The sequence below is a fragment of the Ruegeria sp. CE8 genome (assembly GCF_056537465.1).
Genome location: NZ_JBQFRP010000004.1, coordinates 83,773 through 101,349, shown reverse-complemented (window position 1 = coordinate 101,349; position 17,577 = coordinate 83,773). Strand labels below are relative to the sequence as shown.

Annotated in this window: 14 protein-coding genes and 1 pseudogene; 10 read left to right on the top strand and 5 right to left on the bottom strand. The window is 54.2% G+C overall.

Features of this window, described 5'->3' with window-relative positions; translation table 11 throughout:
• Positions 1 to 53 precede the first annotated feature (53 nt).
• Together ACR0AA_RS08925 and ACR0AA_RS08920 are read right to left on the bottom strand one after the other, a co-directional pair.
• A complete protein-coding gene (locus tag ACR0AA_RS08925; RefSeq protein WP_480527583.1) occupies positions 54 to 1,973 on the bottom strand; it encodes a DUF3604 domain-containing protein in 1,920 nt (639 codons plus the stop codon).
• A gap of 5 nt (positions 1,974 to 1,978) precedes the next feature.
• Entirely contained in the window at positions 1,979 to 3,835 is a 1,857-nt protein-coding gene (locus ACR0AA_RS08920) for a DUF3604 domain-containing protein (RefSeq protein WP_480527586.1), read from the bottom strand.
• 118 nt (positions 3,836 to 3,953) lie between these two features.
• Here ACR0AA_RS08920 and ACR0AA_RS08915 point away from each other — a divergent pair, with 118 nt between their 5' ends.
• Positions 3,954 to 4,637, top strand: coding sequence for a Crp/Fnr family transcriptional regulator (locus tag ACR0AA_RS08915; RefSeq protein ID WP_480755869.1), 684 nt, complete (start codon positions 3,954 to 3,956; stop codon positions 4,635 to 4,637).
• A 94-nt stretch (positions 4,638 to 4,731) separates the two neighbouring features.
• On the opposite strand, the gene ACR0AA_RS08910 is transcribed toward ACR0AA_RS08915, so the two are convergent.
• Entirely contained in the window at positions 4,732 to 6,000 is a 1,269-nt protein-coding gene (locus tag ACR0AA_RS08910; RefSeq protein ID WP_480755868.1) for an MFS transporter, read from the bottom strand.
• A 66-nt stretch (positions 6,001 to 6,066) separates the two neighbouring features.
• Here ACR0AA_RS08910 and ACR0AA_RS08905 point away from each other — a divergent pair, with 66 nt between their 5' ends.
• From ACR0AA_RS08905 to ACR0AA_RS08880, 6 genes are all read left to right on the top strand, one after another.
• Complete coding sequence (locus ACR0AA_RS08905) at positions 6,067 to 6,792, top strand: Crp/Fnr family transcriptional regulator (protein WP_170336613.1); 726 nt, start codon at positions 6,067 to 6,069, stop codon at positions 6,790 to 6,792.
• Between the two features lie 258 nt (positions 6,793 to 7,050).
• Complete coding sequence (locus ACR0AA_RS08900) at positions 7,051 to 8,127, top strand: hypothetical protein (RefSeq protein ID WP_170336609.1); 1,077 nt, start codon at positions 7,051 to 7,053, stop codon at positions 8,125 to 8,127.
• A 413-nt stretch (positions 8,128 to 8,540) separates the two neighbouring features.
• Positions 8,541 to 9,470 (top strand): DMT family transporter, encoded by a 930-nt coding sequence (locus ACR0AA_RS08895; RefSeq protein WP_480755931.1) that lies wholly within the window; start codon positions 8,541 to 8,543, stop codon positions 9,468 to 9,470.
• Positions 9,471 to 9,892: 422 nt separating this feature from the next.
• On the top strand, positions 9,893 to 10,228 hold the full coding sequence (locus ACR0AA_RS08890; protein WP_480755867.1) for a hypothetical protein: 336 nt from the start codon (positions 9,893 to 9,895) through the stop codon (positions 10,226 to 10,228).
• Positions 10,229 to 10,267: 39 nt separating this feature from the next.
• Positions 10,268 to 11,394 (top strand): IS3 family transposase gene (locus tag ACR0AA_RS08885; protein WP_480755866.1). Its coding sequence is split into 2 segments (ribosomal slippage): positions 10,268 to 10,532 and positions 10,532 to 11,394, totalling 1,128 coding nucleotides; the frame shifts between segments, so codons are not numbered across the junction.
• 338 nt (positions 11,395 to 11,732) lie between these two features.
• Positions 11,733 to 11,966 carry a glycine zipper 2TM domain-containing protein gene (locus tag ACR0AA_RS08880; protein ID WP_480755865.1) on the top strand — a complete coding sequence of 78 codons (234 nt, stop codon included), beginning with the start codon at positions 11,733 to 11,735 and terminating at the stop codon, positions 11,964 to 11,966.
• A gap of 128 nt (positions 11,967 to 12,094) precedes the next feature.
• On the opposite strand, the gene ACR0AA_RS08875 is transcribed toward ACR0AA_RS08880, so the two are convergent.
• Positions 12,095 to 13,540, bottom strand: a complete 1,446-nt coding sequence (locus ACR0AA_RS08875) for a phospholipase D-like domain-containing protein (protein WP_480755864.1) — start codon at positions 13,538 to 13,540, stop codon at positions 12,095 to 12,097.
• 733 nt (positions 13,541 to 14,273) lie between these two features.
• Between ACR0AA_RS08875 and ACR0AA_RS08870 the strand changes: the two genes are divergently transcribed.
• The 3 genes and pseudogenes from ACR0AA_RS08870 (at position 14,274) to ACR0AA_RS08860 (ending at position 16,244) form a co-directional block, all read left to right on the top strand.
• Positions 14,274 to 14,675: a hypothetical protein gene (locus ACR0AA_RS08870; RefSeq protein WP_282027773.1), complete on the top strand. Its 402-nt coding sequence runs from the start codon at positions 14,274 to 14,276 to the stop codon at positions 14,673 to 14,675.
• A gap of 343 nt (positions 14,676 to 15,018) precedes the next feature.
• A pseudogene (locus tag ACR0AA_RS08865) lies at positions 15,019 to 15,195 on the top strand (dUTP diphosphatase); the annotation flags it as partial.
• Positions 15,195 to 16,244 (top strand): HesA/MoeB/ThiF family protein, encoded by a 1,050-nt coding sequence (locus tag ACR0AA_RS08860; RefSeq protein ID WP_480664046.1) that lies wholly within the window; start codon positions 15,195 to 15,197, stop codon positions 16,242 to 16,244. The pseudogene ACR0AA_RS08865 and the gene ACR0AA_RS08860, both read left to right, overlap by 1 nt.
• Before the next feature lie 84 nt (positions 16,245 to 16,328).
• Here ACR0AA_RS08860 and ACR0AA_RS08855 read toward each other — a convergent pair whose 3' ends face one another.
• Positions 16,329 to 17,540, bottom strand: a complete 1,212-nt coding sequence (locus ACR0AA_RS08855; RefSeq protein ID WP_480755863.1) for a trans-sulfuration enzyme family protein — start codon at positions 17,538 to 17,540, stop codon at positions 16,329 to 16,331.
• Positions 17,541 to 17,577: the final 37 nt, after the last annotated feature.

Genomic DNA, 17,577 nt, shown 5'->3' with positions numbered 1-17,577 from the left:
CACCTCGTTCTAACTTCTTGACGCGGCTGCCGCGCTTTATTGGGGTTTTAGGGTCAGGGCGTGTACCAGATGGGCGACGTGTAGGCGCGTTCCTGCGTGGTCATCGGCGTGCCTTCTGGCATTTCTGTGCCAAACTTTACCGCGTCGTAAGCTGTCCAGCGTGGCGTTGGGATTTCGATCACGCGAGCGTAATAGAATGCAGGTTCTGAAGGGTCGAAATCGGGGTCGGTCCAGACGGTGCCTAACTCCGGCGCGCCTATCGAGTTGGTCCAGGAGGGAATAGACAGATCGACGGTGTTGCCCACAGGAGGCAGCTTGCCGGCTGCATCCGGCGACCGATCACCACCCCACGCCACATCGTAGACCATTTCCATGGCTTCTCCGCTTTCCCCGTCGATCCAGCCTTTGATGATCTGAATGCGATCGAGGTTTGCGCCATTTGGATCGCGCAAAGAGTAGACGAGAAAATCTGGCGCGTCCCCGCCCGAGGGTGTTGCCAAGTCACCACCCATAGGCACCCCGCCGGAATAACCGATGCGAGCGAGATCTCGCCGCGCCAGAGCATCGCGGTCGTAATCCCCTCCGAAGAAACGCACTGTCATGCGCGGCCCAGTCGTCCCGTAGGCCTCACGACGTCGCATCGCATCAAAAATCGACTCACGCGTATTTTCCCGCGCCCAAACAGCCGTCAATCCTGCGGCGTTGTATTGGGAAGAATAATAGGCCGCCTCTCCATCCGGAAATCTCCGGCCCACGTGGACTGCGCGTTCTGCGTTCGGTTCATAGGCGGTGAATTTCCCGAAGAAGTTATCCTCAGCCACCGTTGTAAGGCCAGTATGGGTGTCCGTTGCAGCACTCGCGCCGAATTTAAACGGGTTCACTCCCAATTCTGCTTCAAGAGCCAACCCCCTCAAAAGGCCAGATCGTGCGTAATCGCCCGGTAGCATTTCCTTCGTTTTGCGTTCAGAACTATCGAGATTTCCGTAGTCCCATGTTTCGAAGTCGGCGAATGTGTCATCGGGCGACAGGAACGGATGCGCTTCACCATCTCCCTTGTACTGTGTCCATTCGTAAAGCGGCTCCCATTTCTGGCGCAGTTCAGCGTATTCCCGGTCCAGAGGTGGGGTGCCTTCTGCAAAGTCGTCAACCAGTGAAAACATCCAACCATTGGACAGGTTACCGTTATGGGCGATCGCCAATGCGTCGCCGCCCGTGGTGTCCTCGTAAGTCTGAAGCCAGGTATATAGATCACGGGGGTTCGGTGATCCCATCGGCGGCGTCGTGGTGTAGGGTACAAGCTGTCGGGTCTTGTCCGGCCCATCGCGGAGAATGACGTTACGATGCAGGTTGTTGCCGCTTACGAGCGACGTCCATTCGTAGGCGGCGAAGGTCGTGAAAACACCGGGCTGGTAATACTCCTCGGCAATGGTGACCAGATTGTCCCAAACGCGCTCATAAGCTTCGTTGCCCGGTTGATAGTTCAGGGCAGGACTGAGCGTGCCTTGCGCGAAGCTTGCGGTCATCTCCTGCGCCGCTCTGAGTGCAGCTTCGCCGCCTTGATTAAATGCTTCGTGGAAACTGCGCCCCTGTTCATCCGCCATTATATTCGGAGCACCCGAAATTATATCGGTGATCGCGCCCATCCCGTCGGAGTGATCTGTGATCATGTAAAAGTCGAAAGGCCGCTCGAGTTTGACAGGCTGGCCCGTGTTTGAGATCACCTGTTCGCCACGCGCAAACCGGTAAGCGTCGCGCGGCATCAGCCGCGTTCCGCCGCCGCCGGCATCCGCCGAAAGGCTGGTATGAACATGTGTATCCCCAAAGTAGACGCGCTCTGGGTACGCCCGGTCCGCGTAGGGCGAATAGGGTCTACCTTTCAAAACGTTGGCGGTCGCGTTGGGTGGCGTTTCTTGGCATAATGCTGCGGTTGCAGCAAAAACGAAAATGGTAGAAGCAATTGAAAAAGTGTTCATTAGAATTACTCCGGAGTATACCAAATGGGAGATGTATAGGCGCGGTCCTGGATGGAGATCGGAGCTTCTGGTGGAAGTTCGACACCAAAGAACTTGCGGTCGTAGGTCGTCCAACGCGGCGTTGGGATTTCCAGAACCCGTACATAGTAAAATGCACTCTGATCAGGATCAAAATCCGGATCTTCCCAGTAACCGCCAAGAATGGCTTGGCCGATTTCATTGGTGTATGAAGCCTCCTCGGCATTAACCGTATCGCCGACCAGACCATCACACGCCCCGTCGACAACCTCGCGACCACCGCATGAGACGTCATAGACTTTCTCGGATGTGGTGTCGTCGGCGTTCAGCCAGCCTTTAATGACCTGAACCCGGTCCAGGTTGGCTCCGTCGGGGTCTCGCAACGCCCGAATTAGGAATCGCGGCACACGGCCTTCACTCTTTCCCAGATCACCCCCCATAGGTACGCCATTGGCGTAGCCATGCGCCGCGAAGTCCGACCGAGGGAGGTCGGATTCTTCAAAATCGTAGCCGGCAAAAACGCGCACCCGGATGTGAGTGCCCGAAGTTGCGTAAACCTCTTTGCGCATCATTGCGTCAAAGATCGCTTCACGTGTATTCTCGCGAGCCCACACAGCGGTGAGGCCTGAGGCGGAGGTTTGCCAAGCGTACTGCGCGACGCTCTCGTCACCCCCAATCCCACCGACCACTTCTTCAAACCGGATCGGATCCGCCGTCGGTTCGAGGGCCACGACTTTACCGAACATATTGTTTTCTTGAGCGGTTGACAGCGAGGTGTGGGTATCCGTCGAGCCAATCATCCCAAATTTGAATGGGTTCACGCCAAGCTCGGTACGGTAGGCCAGACCTCGCTTCAGCGCTTCACGCGCATATTCGTTGGGGATCATCTCGGGCGTTTTTGGGTTCGGACCAAGTTGTCCTTTGTCCCATGTCTCGAAATCCGCAAACAGGTCGTCGGGTGACAACATAGGATGGGCTTCGCCATCCCCTTTCATTTGCGTCACCTCATAGAGCGGCTCCCAACGGGCGCGGCGAGTTGCGTAGTCGGCATCAAGAAGCTCATCGCTATCCAGTTTGACGGTGTCAAACATTAGTCCATTTGACAGATTGCCGTTGTGCGGAATTGCCAAGAGGCGGTCGCCGGTATCTGCCTCATACTGCGCCATCCAATCCCAAAGATCTTCTGGGTCTACGCTGTCATACGCTGAAAACGGCAGTCGTGTATCGGCGTTCCCTTTGCCTCCACGATAGATCACGTTGCGATGCAGATTCGAGCGATTGAACGCCGAAGTCCACTCAAACCCGATAAAGGCAGTGAAGGCGCCTGGCTGGTTATGCTGCTCAGCTGCTGCGGTTATCTCTTGCCAAACACTATCGTACACGCCGGGCACATCTGCTAACGGGTCTTCACCAGATGCTTTGGTCAGCGAAAAAATCTCCCAGGCTCCGGGTAGATCCCCTGCATCAACGGCGGCCTGAAGCGACTGCCCGTATTCCGTTTCAAGCAGTCGAGGATCTCGCGCCGCGAGCAGCGGCGCAGTTCCCAGATTTTCGGCGTGATCTGCCACTACGAGAAAATCCAGCGGGCGGGCCAGACGGGCCTTCAGCCCGGTCGATGACGTCACCGTTTCTCCCTTTGCGAAACGATAAGCTTCATCCGGTCCGATCGTGTTGCCGATCAGACCAGCGTCAGCGGAATACGTCGTGTGCACATGGGTGTCGCCAAAATAGACCTGATTTGGAAAATCCTGACTGGGATAGGGTGAATACTCGGCAGTAGGAGCGACAGGTGGCGTGTCCTGGGCCAATGCGGCCGACGCCAGAATCGAGGAAGTCAAGACCACGCTCGAAGAGTAAGAAACAAACGAAAATGGCAATCCGCACCTCTAAATATCTCTTTGAGATTCATGTTGACTATGAAGGGTTGGGGAAATAATTACGTCCAAAAGTGGACGTTGCAAATTGAAGTTCGAAGAAAATCTCACGTTTCTGCGATCAAATGGTTGGCTGGCAAGCCTACCAGATCACTTACAAAAGCCATTCGAACAGAAGCTGTTCTTCCGGAAAATCGAAAGAGGAGACAGGCCGTTTTCTATTGGAGCTGAACCGGGCGGCATGGTGGGATTGGCTGACGGTTGCTTGGAGCTCGAGGTATTCGTCGGCCCGCGTTCACCGCAACCGTGTTACTTGCTTCACAGTGGACACTGGGTAGGAGAAGCATCTTTGTTTCGAGGAAATCGCCTAATGGGTGTTCGGGCCAAGCGCTCCAGCATTGTAGCTTACCTGGAGTTAAAGGCACTTCGTGAGATCGCGGATCAGGCCCCAATTCTTTGGAAGCATCTTTTTGATCTGTCTCAGCAACACAACTTGCAAATACTTCGCATAGCCGACTCTTTAATGGAGCGCGACAGTCGTAAGAGACTGGCGCTAATCCTTCTACAATTGGCCGGGTGCTACGACAGCTTTGGAGGGCGGCCTGCGTTGATAGATTTCGACCAACGAACCTTGGGAGGGATTGTTAACTTATCCAAAGGTAGGCTGAGTCCACTATTGAATCAGATGCAAACTGATGGATTGTTATCGATCGAACGAGGCGCAATCCGTCTTGCGGACGTTGATCAATTAGAGGCTGTTGCCATGTCCTGATACTGGTGCGCCAAGGAATCGCAGCAGTATACGCTCATAGGTTTTCAATCAGACCATCGACTTTTTGGGTTTCTTCCAGACGGCGTTGACTGACCTAAGACAAAGCGGGTTGAAATTTGCGTAACGATGTCGGCAAAAGCAATAGCATTGCGATCGCAGCGGCAATCAGTGGGGCATTCATGTCGATGCGATACAACCAGGTCCCAATGATCGGCCCCACAGCCAGCCCCAACCCCCGGAAGGCTATGTTCAAACCTGCGACTTTGCCCTGAACTCCCGGTCCCACCGAAAGACTCAACCCACCCATTAAGCATGGAACCAAACACCCCAATGATCCGCCAATGATGAGCATCGCAATCGCGGTGGAAAGTACCCTTTCCGCGGCAAACAACGCGATCAGGCCGATTAGGACACCCAATCCAGAGCCCCAAAACAGCGACACCGACACCGATGTTCTACAAGCTGAAATAATCAACTGCGAGATAGTGAGCGCAAATGTAGTAAGCGCCAAAATGAGACCCGCTGTTGCAATTGCATCAGTGCTTGAGAGGTTCAAACCATCTACCAGCCTGAGCCCGATCGTGGGAACAATCATCGCGTAAGATGTGAAGCCCAGAAAGGTCATCAAGAAAAAGTGCCACACATTCCGAACAGGTACAGGTTCTGTTGATTTTCTACCCGCCGCTGCATGCACATTTGGTAAACAGACGTACGATATAGCAAAGGCTATTATTACGCCGAGGACCAATAGGAAGAAACCAAAGGCTATCCCACAACCAGCAGCCGACCAAAGAAGTATAGAGCCAAACAGAGCGCCTGCGGTCACTGACGCTCCCATGGCACCCATGCCCGAGACACGCCAATCGGTCGCCGTTGTATCCGCAATGAGGGCTTGCGTCGTTGTTAGCAAAGCCCCGCCGAAGATACCTTTTATCGATCTCGCCACAACAAGCATCCAGAATGCCGACGTTACAGTTAGCGTCATCATATTTGAGAAAACCAAGGCCATTGCCAACGGCCCAACAGCAACCATCGGAAGCGAGATCAAGATAAGAGTTCGCCGATTTACCTCCTCGGCAATCGTGCCCCAGACAGGCGCGGTCGGAATAACGAGAAGTGCACCGAGACCAAGGATGATCCCAACCTGAAACTCGCTCATGCCAATATCCCGTGCAGCAACGCCGAGCCCCCCCGTAAGAAAGGCGTTCGAGGCGGCGTAGATGAAAACACCTAAGACAATAACGAGCTGCGGTATGGACTTTCTCCGTAGTTGGTTGCCAAGGTTTCTTGCGCTGCCATAGAGGATGGCCGGATCAGTCCTGAAGCAATGCAAAGAAGTCGGCGCATAAAGGGTTTCGCTCAAATTTCGGGGTCGCTGCTGTATCATTGATAGCAATAAAAATTCTTGCAATTATCCAAATTTGGATAATTGATCTATGCTGTTAATCAAATGATAGGACCGAAAGTGAGAAGGGTTGCGCTAAGGGGTAACAAAAACTTGTCAGGCTGGCTCTCAAACCTCCCGCGCGACTTAGCGGATACTTTAATCCAGAAATCTCGCCTGCGAACCTACGCCGAGGGTGATATCATCTACACCGTCGGACAGGAACAACAGAGCCTTTTTGGTGTTCAGAGCGGTAAAGTGCGAATGTTTGTTTCGGTGAATGACCACCCTCTGAATTTCGCACATGTGGCCGGTTCGGGTTTTTGGTTTGGCGAGTTTGAGTTCATCATACCTCAATCCCGTGTTATGGAAATGGTCGCTGCGGAAAACTCCACCTTAAACGAAATCACACGGGCCGTGTTTGACAAGATTGCCCTTCAAGACCCACGAGCCTGGCATGCCGTCGCTATGCTGGCCGGTCTGAATCAGGCGATTGCACTCGGCGCAGCCGATGATCTTTTAGTAAAGGATTCAAAGCAGCGACTGGTGTCGGTTCTGCTGCGTCTTGCAGGGTACCGTAATGGCTTTCAAGGCAACCCTCCGTTCGATCAAGTCCCGGTCACACAGCGGGAACTTGCAGACGCGGCCTGCCTTTCACTCTCAAAAACTTCGGCTCTGCTGTCAGATCTCGTGCGCGAAGGCGGAATAACAACAGATTATGGTTCAGTCGGGATATTAGATGTTACATTGCTCCGCGAATTGATTGTTTAGGGCTCATGCCCATTTAGCAAAGCCTTCGACTTCCTGTCGAATCCACCTCAGCGCAAAAGATCGTGTTTTTGTTATCGGAAACGGGCCTCTCGCAGACCTATTGATCTGGATCCAACGGGATCGATGAACTCACACGCCGTGCATTGAACTTTACAACAGAGCCTTGACCACTCCATGATTAGTTGTGTTGGCCGTTCGAAAATGGTGGTATATCAAATGTTCTTTTGTGGCAGTCACTACACGCTCAAGAATTGCTTCATGCGTTTTCTGAAAGCCCCTGCCTTGGTTGTCGGCATTTTGATTGCTCTTGTATCCGCTCCCTATCCCGCCAACGCATGCCCGGTGTGTACGACGCTTCCAGATGCATCACTTGCGGACCATTTGATTTCAGCCGAGATCATCGTTTTGGCCGGACCCGCACCGGACAACCCGTTCCGGTTTACGCCTAAGAAACTGATTAAAGGCACTCAGAAGGACCTTGCGAGTCTCTCTGAAATCCCATTTCTCGTCGATAGCACAACCCGGGCAACCTTTCTCAATGACCCAGAAAAGAGCGTCCTGTTTACTTATGGTGCTGTAGATAAAGATGCTGCCGGACGCAGCCTCTCTCGCAGCTGGAAAAGGATTTTTACCCTGACAGCGGACAGGGAAAAGTTTCTGACTGATCTTGAGGCGGCAGCCAGACACTGGCCTTTCGACAGCGGAACCACTTCTGAACGCGCAGAGTTTTTCGCCCGGTATCTGAACTCCGACGATCTTGTTTTGCGTGACACGGCGTTGATCGAATTGGATCGTGCGCCGTATTCCGTTGTTAGAGCCCTGCGCCCAAAAGTTCCAATTGACCAGCTTTCGCAAGAATTTCGCAATATCAACCGCATCAGCTTTCTACCCGTTTCAATTCGTCTCCTTGGCCTGCAAACGGACGATGCGCAGGCCGCCAAGATCGTAAAGTCACGTTATGAACAAGCACTGGATAAGGGCAGTAGCTATGCATACGAATGGGCGCTGGCCGGAGTGGAATTGGATGGGTTAGCCGCCGTGGAAACCATCGACAATGCACTTCAAATGCCTGGTCGGAAGCTGGAAAACAGACAGAACCTCGTACGAGCATTGGCCGACGCTGGATCGGTCTCTCCGAACCTACGAGATGTGATCATCAGTATTTTTTCCAGATGTCTGAACGAAGACCCCGAATTGGCTTTGAACATCGCTATCGCCGCGCGCGACTGGCAAGAAGCTCGATTGGATCATAAACTCAAAGCTATATTAGAAAACGAAAAAACTGACCCGGTAACACGGTTCGTTATTCAAACCAAGCTTACCGCATTTGACTGACAATTGGCGACAACGATCTTCTCTAAAACTGCATTCCGGTTGGTTCTGCTGATCAAGGACAGCTGAACTTGCTCCCAGACTATCAATGCTCGTGGCGTTAGGCGTCGGTTCAAAGGCTTCCCATGGCTGATTAACGTAAACGTCCGCTTTCCGGGTACTCGATGATCAAGTTGGCAAGTGCAGAAAATGACTGCTTTCCGCCCTGGCGTCCCAAAGAAGCAAACGGCCCTTAGCTGCCTTTGACCCTGCCACCTGATGCGGCTGTACGGCCCGTCAGAGGAGACATTCGCCGCGAGCGCTATATCCAATTCAACCCGAACTCGTGGATTGCGGGATTTTTGCCTGTCGTCGTATTGAGAACAGACACGCATTTGGCGACATATCTAAATGAAACGATGACCTCTGCTGAAACCATACCCCAATCTCCGGATCGCACCCTTGTCGGCGTTGCGCTGATGCTGGGGTTTTGCCTAACCGCTCCTTTGCTGGACGTTTCTGCGAAACTCGCGTCGACCAGCGTGCCGGTTGGGCAGATTACGGCTGCCCGGTTTGTGGTGCAATGCGCGCTAATGGCGCCTTTCATCTGGATAATGGGTCTGTCAGTGCGCGTGGCGAAAGATCAGGTGATGGTGCTGGTTTTCCGCTCATTGCTGTTGGTGTTCGCAACATTTTGTTTCATTGCCGCAATCCGGGTGATGCCCCTTGCCGATGCGCTGGCAATCGTGTTCATTGCCCCTTTCATCGTCTTGTTGATCGGCAAGTTCTATCTTGGTGAAGACGTCGGCCCGCGTCGCGTTGGCGCGGCGCTTGTGGGGTTTGTCGGGGTGTTGTTAGTCATCCAGCCCAGTTTCGCAGCATTCGGCGCGGTTGCCATTATTCCGCTTGGCACGGCAATTGCCTTCGCCTTCTACATTCTGTTGACCCGGGGATTGTCGCGTCGGGTGCACCCTGTGACCCTGCAATTCCACACCGGCCTGATCGCCAGCCTGTTTTGCATTCCAGCTCTAATTATTGCCCAAGGTTCCGGCTCTGATTTGTTTGATCCCGTTTGGCCGACAGATATCGCGTTGTTGTGGCTTTTAGGCGCTGGCTTTTTTGCGACGGTGAGCCACATGATGATGACCTACGCGCTGTCTTTTGCGCCTTCCGTCACGCTGGCACCGCTGCAGTATTTTGAGCTGCCGATAGCGACCTTGTTCGGCTATCTTGTCTTTAATGATTTCCCGAACACGCTTAGCCTGCTTGGCATTGCCATCATCATCGGTGCAGGGCTGTATATGATACATCGCGAAAGGGTGGCGGCCAGGCAGTTGGTCACCGTACGTGCCGTAACTCCAATCTAAGGCTACTCGCCCGGCCCGTTCCGGACACTCATCGTTCAATCACATTCTGCGTTGTAGCATCAAGAGCCGACATTCGAACTAATCTCAGATTCCGGTCAACCTGTAAGTCGACCAATCCACCAAATTGTGTTCGAGATCTCTCGTCTATTTGGTGCAGCTCCGTTTCTCCAGGATTGGACCTCAGCGGCCGCTCTCAATTCCCACTGTATGTGTTGCACTCATTTCGTTGCTCCTAAATTCGAGCGTCTCAAGCGTAGTCGTTTAGTCCGGAGAATAGGTAGATTTATATTCAGATTGGATTGAGTGTTAGGGTGCAGTCACAACAATGTACCCGCACCTTCAAGCAAAGGTGCTCTTGGACTTTGGGGGATCGAGTGATCGAATTTTACAAATCTATCTTGAGAACTACGGGACATCGTCAGGTGGTCAACATCTTGCTGTCGCTGGCCATTGCCGCCCTGGCGGCGTTTCCACTGAACTACCAGAAGGAAATCGTGAACGGTCTGACCGAAAAGAACATAAGCCCCGGAGGCTTGCTGTGGCTTGGTGCTGCTATGGGCGCGGTGATAACCCTGAGCCTCGCGCTGAAATGGGTGCTGGGGTATCTTTCGAGCGTCCTTGGCGAGGACATGATCCGCAGGCTGCGCAAGCGTATTTGCAACCTGTCTCGCGAAAACCCGGCGGGTTCCGAGAAAGTTGCCTACGGTGCCAAGGCAACAATGGTGTCGGCCGAAGCCGAACTGAGCCTCCCCATCTGAACTGGTCCACCGTTATGTTTAGGAAACGGAGGACTGAGAATGGCGAACAAGCGACCGAAGCCCGAAGAGATTGTCGCGAAGTTGCGGCAGGTTGAAGTGTTGATGGGGCAAGGCATGCCCCGTCTGGACGCGATCCGACAGATAGGTGTTGTTGAACAGACCTATTACCGGTGGCGCAAGCAGTATGGTGGAATGGGCGTGGATCAGCTGAAGGAACTGAAGCGACTTCAGAAGGAGAACGAACGGCTGAGACGAGCGGTGTCGGATCTGACGCTCGACAAGCTGATCTTGAAGGAAGCTGCACGGGGAAACTACTGAGCCCCGCGCGTCGCCGAGCTTGCATCGATCATGTGCGAAGCCAGTTCAAAGTGTCTGAGCGCAGGGCCTGCCGCGTGTTGGGGCAACATCGTTCGACACAGAGGCACGCTCCGAGAGGCCGTGCAGATGAGGACCGGTTGGTTGCCGACATGATCGAACTGGCCAGGCAGTACGGCCGCTACGGCTATCGTCGGATAGCGGCTCTGCTCAGAGAGGCGGGTTGGTCGGTCAGTGACGGTCGTGTCGAACGACTATGGCGACGAGAGGGGCTGAAAGTTCCAGCAAAACAACCGAAGAAGGGGCGGCTCTGGCTGAATGACGGATCATGCGTCCGGCTGCGGCCTGAATATCGAAACCATGTCTGGTCATATGACTTTGTTCATTGTCGGACAGATGATGGGAAGGTGTTCCGCACTTTGAACATTCTGGACGAGCACAGCCGGGAATGCCTGGCGATCAAGGTGAAGCGCAAGCTCAACTCTTCGGATGTGATTGATGCTCTAACGGATCTGTTCATCCTGCGTGGCGCTCCTGTCTTCATACGTTCCGACAATGGCCCCGAGTTCGTTGCTCAGGCGGTTCGGGACTGGATCGCTGCCGTTGGGGCCAAGACCGCCTACATCGAACCAGGGTCTCCTTGGGAAAACGGATACTGCGAAAGTTTCAACGGGCGGATGAGGGATGAACTGCTCAACGGCGAGATCTTCTACAGCTTGCGAGAAGCACAAATCCTGATCGAAGAATGGAGGAAACACTACAACACAAAGAGGCCCCACAGTGCATTGGGTTATCGCCCACCGGCGCCCGAAACCATCATCCCGATGGATCACAGGCCGACGATGCACTAACAATCAACTTGGACCAGTCAGATGAGGCCGCTCAATTGCCGAGAGCTTGGCAAAACCGGTTCCTCAGAAGTGTCCGGTACAGAATTTGTGCGCAAAAGCCTTGTGGGAAGCCGCGATGCGTCGGCCACAAACTGGTTGCAACGCAATGGTTTCGCTCGCGAAAGTATCTTGGAATTTTCTGAAATCGGCAAAATTGAACGCTGGCAAATGGATCAGGGGGATGCAATCGAAGTCGTCTTCTACCACGGCATCGTATCTGACGTCCATTTGGCTGTGAAATAGAACCATTTGTCCGAGCGCACGAATGGTTGGGACACATGTAGCAAACGGAGGATCCTATGAAAGGAATTGTTAAGGCAACTGTGGTGTTGATTTTTTGTGGGGCAAGTCTTGCCTCTTGCACAAATAATCAAGGCGTGAACGCGGCCTCCGGAGCACTTGTTGGCGCGGCGGTGGGGAACCAAATCGGTTCCGGCAGTGGGAGAACAGCTGCAACTCTGGTGGGAGCCGCTGCTGGTGCGCAAATTGGTGCTAACGCTTGCGGCGGACAGAACCAACCCCCATGCACTTGAGGCGCCAATGGGCCGTCGTCTGCCTGTGAAAAACAGACAGCACGATCCTATTGAGCGGCAACCAGGGTCATGGCAGTCAAGTGTCTTGAACCTTCGGGAAATTCGGGCCTGAGGCTAAGTTGTGCATCCTACAGGTAGGGGGAAAGTAGCCGGGCGAAACCGTTGCGCAATTTGGCCAAAAGCGGGAGATCATTGATCTCTTCAAGGCTAATTTCCCGAGCGCCAAGTGCTTTTGAGTCAAGGATGGCATGGAGTTCTTCCGACAGCTCTCGATGATAGCATTCAACATTGAACTCAAAGTTCAATCGCAGGCTTCTGGGATCCCAATTTGTGCTTCCAACAAGAGCCCAAACGTCGTCCACGAGCATGATTTTCGTGTGATCGAATGGTGGCTTGGTGAAGAAAACCCGGCAACCATGTTCCAAAATTTGCCCGATCTGCCCCATAGCTGCCCACTCGACAACCTTAACGTTGTTGTTGGATGGCAGGTAGATTTCGACCTTGATGCCACGGAGCGCCGCCACTGAAAGCGCTTCTATCAGCCGAGAATCTGGCAGGAAATAAGGGCTGACAATACGCACCCGTTCCCGCGCGGCCGACAGCGCTGCGAAAATGAGTTTGCTGAGCGTCTCGAAATCCTCGTCTGGTCCGTGCGAAATTCCCCGCGACCAGACTGTGCCATGGCGGGTAAGCTCTGGAAACCATGCCGGGCCGCTCAACTGTTCACCTGTGGTGAAGGCCCAGTCCGTGACAAACACTTGTTTGAAGTGGCTTACAACCGGCCCCTCGAATTTGAAGTGCAGGCATTGTGTCGGCGCTTCGGGATCGAAGTTCAGGCAATGCGCTTCGCGAATATTGGTGCCGCCTGTGAAGCCAATGCAGCCATCCACAACAAGGATTTTTCTGTGATTTCTGAGGTTTGAAAAGCGGCGTGAGGAGAACCCGCTTGTAGGAAGAAAACTCGCGGCCTCAATGCCCATCTCTTTCAAACGAATAACCATGTTTTCCTTGCTGTAGCGCGCGCCAACGCAGTCGATAAGAACGCGCACTACCACGCCGCGATCCTTGGCGCGGACGAGCGCATTCAAGAATTCTTCTCCTGCTCGGTCGCTGTCAAAAATATAGCTCAACAATCCAACCGATAAATTGGCGCTATCTATGGCCGCGATCATCTCCGGAAAGGCCTCATCACCATCTCGCAGGCAATCGACCGTGTTTCCCGGCAAGAGTGGCTTTGCGCTAAGAGCTTCCCCGGCACGGGCTAATCCGGCCAAGTGAGGTAGTTGGATATTAGCCTCTTCAAACAACACTCTCTCACTTTCCGAGAGAGAGAAACCTGGAATTCGGCGCATGGTGTCTGACAGGCCCATCCGTGTACCAGCCCGGTTGATCCGATTGACGCCCAGTATGATGTACGCCAAGGAGCCAACAAACGGCGCAAGCCAAGCAAGGGCTGACCAGCCAATGACCGCGCGCGTATCGCGCTTTCTCAGAACAGCATGTACAGTGACTCCGAAGGCTAAAGACATCTGCACAAGCGTGACGAGAAATGCCCATAGGTAGACGAGGCTCAAAATTCGATCCCCCAAATGCAGCTACACCACTTGAAGCCTCACCTTATCTTTTTTGACTAACAAGGGTGCAGAAAGTTTGGTTTGGCAATACTTGGATCCAGCCGTTCTACCACTGACATCACGCTTTGCGCACCTTGTACGCCGTCTCCGAGCCTAACCAACGTCTGGTTAGCTCCATTCTGCGAACCTCGACGAACAGTGCAGCGAAGGTCTGCTTCCCGCCCCAATCGACATTGGGATACAGCCCAGCGAGAAATTTCAAGCGAAGTGTGGGTCTTCGGGACAGTGCGGACCAATACTCAGAAGCGTATTAGTCCATTCTGAACGTCCCTCCCGCATTTTCCTTGCTTTTCTGATGAGTTTTTCTCCTGATTTCAATCTACTAAGCCGACGAAAATCTTGGCGTGAACATCCCTTAGCTTCCCGGGTCTCAGGGCTCAGACATGATGTGCTGTGAGCAATTGATAGGCGCATGCAGCGAATTTGCGGATTATCCAGCCGCACTGTGACACGGTTTAGAAATCTGATGTCCGCTCAGGTCCGTTGGTGCAAGTTGTAGCGAGCGACAGGCCCCTAAGGTCTCTTGCGTTCCAGTTTAAGGAGCGAGCGTTGGCTATTCAGCAGCAAGGCTTTCAATCGTTGGCCAACACTTGACCTCGCAAACAAACTTTTTTGCTATTTTTTGTTGTGAACACACTTCCCTCAAGCCAACAACAATATTTAAGGGAAAGCGATGAACACACATAAAGGGCTGATCAAACTTCTGATTGATGCGGTCGTCAATGGCAATTTGGTCCTCAATGAGAAGAATGGGCGTGTTCGTTTTGAACTCCGTTCCGAAATCTGCTCGGTAAAAGGGGTTCTGTTTTCGCGGTGGGATTGGAGTAACACTCAAGGACGGCCTGGATTGATGTCGATGATCGAGCAGGTCGAGTTTGATTGTTCAAAGACTACATACTTGGGTCTGTTTGATGAATCCCCGGAGTACGAGGAAAAGGTCACGTGTCTCTTGCAAGAGCGTTTGGCCCCGGAGCGACTGTACAAGCACGATGTAGAAAGAGGTTGGTTGCTGACGGCATTCAACTCGCCGACCCACTATGAACGTGATGAAACTGATGCATACTCCCCAATGTAAATCGAAGGGCTGACTGGAGTTACGCTCAGCTGGAACCGCATTTGTCCAAGTTCTCAAACTGTGGGAAAAAAGGGCTTCACCTTCATGGCTTTCCACGTTCTGTGAACGGCTGCAAACGCGTCCGCTTTCGGCTTATTATTGATCTTGCGGGCGCGGCAGAGGCCTGTATGAATCCATGAACAATGAACGTTTCGTGCTATTTGATCTCTTCAAGAAGATGCATAGACCTATTAGACGCTACCGGACATAGTCCTATGCATCGTGCAATCGGAAATGAAGGCGCTTACACATGGAATACTCTTTGGATTTTACATTCAATCGCCTTCCCACTCTATATAACACTGGGCCGTTGGGCGTGATCCTTTTGAATGCGGGTCAGGAGGCGTTCGAGATTGCCCATGGTGAGCGCATCGCGCAGTTGGTTGTAGCGCCGGTTGTACAGGCGACTTTCGAGCCGGTTGAAGCACTGAGCAACACGGATCGCGGTGCGGGTGGTTTCGGCTCGACCGGACGCGGCTGATGTTTTTGGTATTGATCCTCGCCGCCGCTCTGTGGGGCATTGGATATCTGGCGGGGGTTTCCCGGACGGCCCGTTCCGTTTCGGTAGGGGTTTTGCTGGTCGGCGTGTTGATTATTCAACTGACATTGCCGGATGGGCACCCGCTGCGCGAAGCAACCGGCGGCTCTGCAGCCCTGTGGCTGATACTGGGTGGTGTCGCGGTTCTGGTTCTGATCTATGGCAGGATGCTCAAGGCGTTGCGAAACCGCGCCGCGCCAACGCCTGCCGAGGAACCCGCCATGCCGTCCGACAAGTTCTCCGAGGCTGAACTGGAGCGTTACGCCCGTCATATCGTCTTGCGTGAGCTGGGCGGACCGGGGCAAAAAAAGATGAAAAAGGCCCGCGTTTTGGTGATTGGTGCCGGAGGGCTTGGTGCGCCAGCGCTGCAGTATCTGGCGGCGGCGGGCGTCGGTACAATCGGTGTGATTGATGACGATGTTGTCGAGAACGCCAACCTGCAACGGCAGGTGATCCACCGTGACGCCGATATCGGCATGCCCAAGGTGTTCTCGGCCCAACAGGCCATGGAGGCGCAGAATCCTAATGTGGTCGTCCTGCCCTATCATCGCCGTCTGACTGAAGAGATTGCGGCGGATCTGTTCGCCGATTTTGACCTCATCCTGGACGGCACCGACAATTTCGATACTCGCTATTTGGCCAACCGCACCGCGGTTGCACTGGGCAAACCGCTGATCTCGGGCGCGCTGTCGCAATGGGAGGGGCAGCTAAGTGTCTTTGACCCGACCAATGGCGCACCCTGCTACCAGTGTATCTTTCCCGAAGCTCCGGCCCCTGGTCTGGCCCCGTCTTGTGCTGAGGCCGGGGTCATAGGCCCGCTGCCCGGCGTGGTGGGGTCCATGATGGCCGTTGAGGCGATCAAGGTCATTACGGGGGCTGGCCAGGCCCTGCGTGGCGAGATGTTGATCTATGACGCCCTCTACGGAGAGAGCCGCAAAATCAAGCTGTCACGACGTGCAGATTGCCCGATCTGCGGTGCGTCAGGGGAATAAGGCAACCGCCGCGCGCAATTGCGCGCGGCTTGGCCCAACTCTGCCAAGGCGCATCCTTGATGCGCGCTGCAGGGGCGGGAGTACTTAGCCCAACGCGCAATCAAGATCGGCTATCAAATCTTCGGCATCCTCAAGTCCGACGGACAGCCTGAAGATTCCATCCCCCGCATAACGCCGATAGTCTTCCAACTGCGCGCCCTGCAGTTTGAACGAGGTTTCCATGAGGCCTTCTGTTCCCATCCAAAAGATCAGGCTGCGGTGATGACCCAATGACACTGCATAGTGAATGACTTTCAGGCGTTCGATCATCTGTTGGGCAACGCGCTCACCGTCCGCCGCGTTGCCGACCTGAAAGGAAATCATCCCGGACATGTTCGACATCTGTCGCTGGGCCAATTCTGCCTGCGGATGCGAAGCGAGACCAGGATAAATGACTCGGGACACGCGCGGGTCCGCCTCCAGCCAATCCGCGACGACCATAGCCCCGGCTTCGTGCGCCTTCATGCGCAGCGGCAGGGTCGAAGCGCCGCGCGCTATGAGCCAAGCATTGAACGGTGACAGAATTCCGCCGTGATGAATAGCCGCCTCGGCGCGCATTTTGGCCACCAGTTCGGCAGAGCCAGCCACGGCACCGCCAATAGCATCTCCGTGGCCGCCGATGTATTTGGTGATCGAATGCATGGTCAGGTCGACGCCCAGCCCGACCGTGTCCATTCCCAAAGGTGAGGCAAACGTTGCATCGCAACTGAGCAGCGCACTTGCCTGCCGCGCAAGTTTTGAGATCTCGGCCAAGTCCGTCAGGCGGTTGATCGGATTGACCGGAGTTTCAGTATGGATCAATCGTGTGTTGGGTCGAATTGCAGCAGCGACCGCCTCAAGGTCGGACATGTTCACGGCCGACACGGCAATGCCCATCCGTGGCAGAGTTTCACGCGCCAGTTCGGCAACGCCGGCATAGGACACATCCGAAACAATCAGATGATCCCCGGCGGACAGAAACGTGAAAAAGATCGCCGAGGCCGCAGCCATGCCTGAGGCAGTAGCAAGGCATGCTTCGGTGCCCTGTAAAGCGGCGATCTTTGCCTCTAGCCCCGCGACGGTCGGGTTCGCCCAGCGAGAATAGACATAGGGACTGTCGGGTGTCAGGTCATGGGCAGAGAACCCTGCCAAATCCTCGGTAACGTAGGTTGAACTCATATGGATCGGCGGCGCGGATGCATTAGTCGAGGCATCAGGCGGATCGCCTGCATGAATGGCGGTGGTCATGATCCCTGCGGTTAGGTTTGGTTTACTCATGTCCTGTGTCCTCCTCGTCGCGACCCTGCGCGCGGCT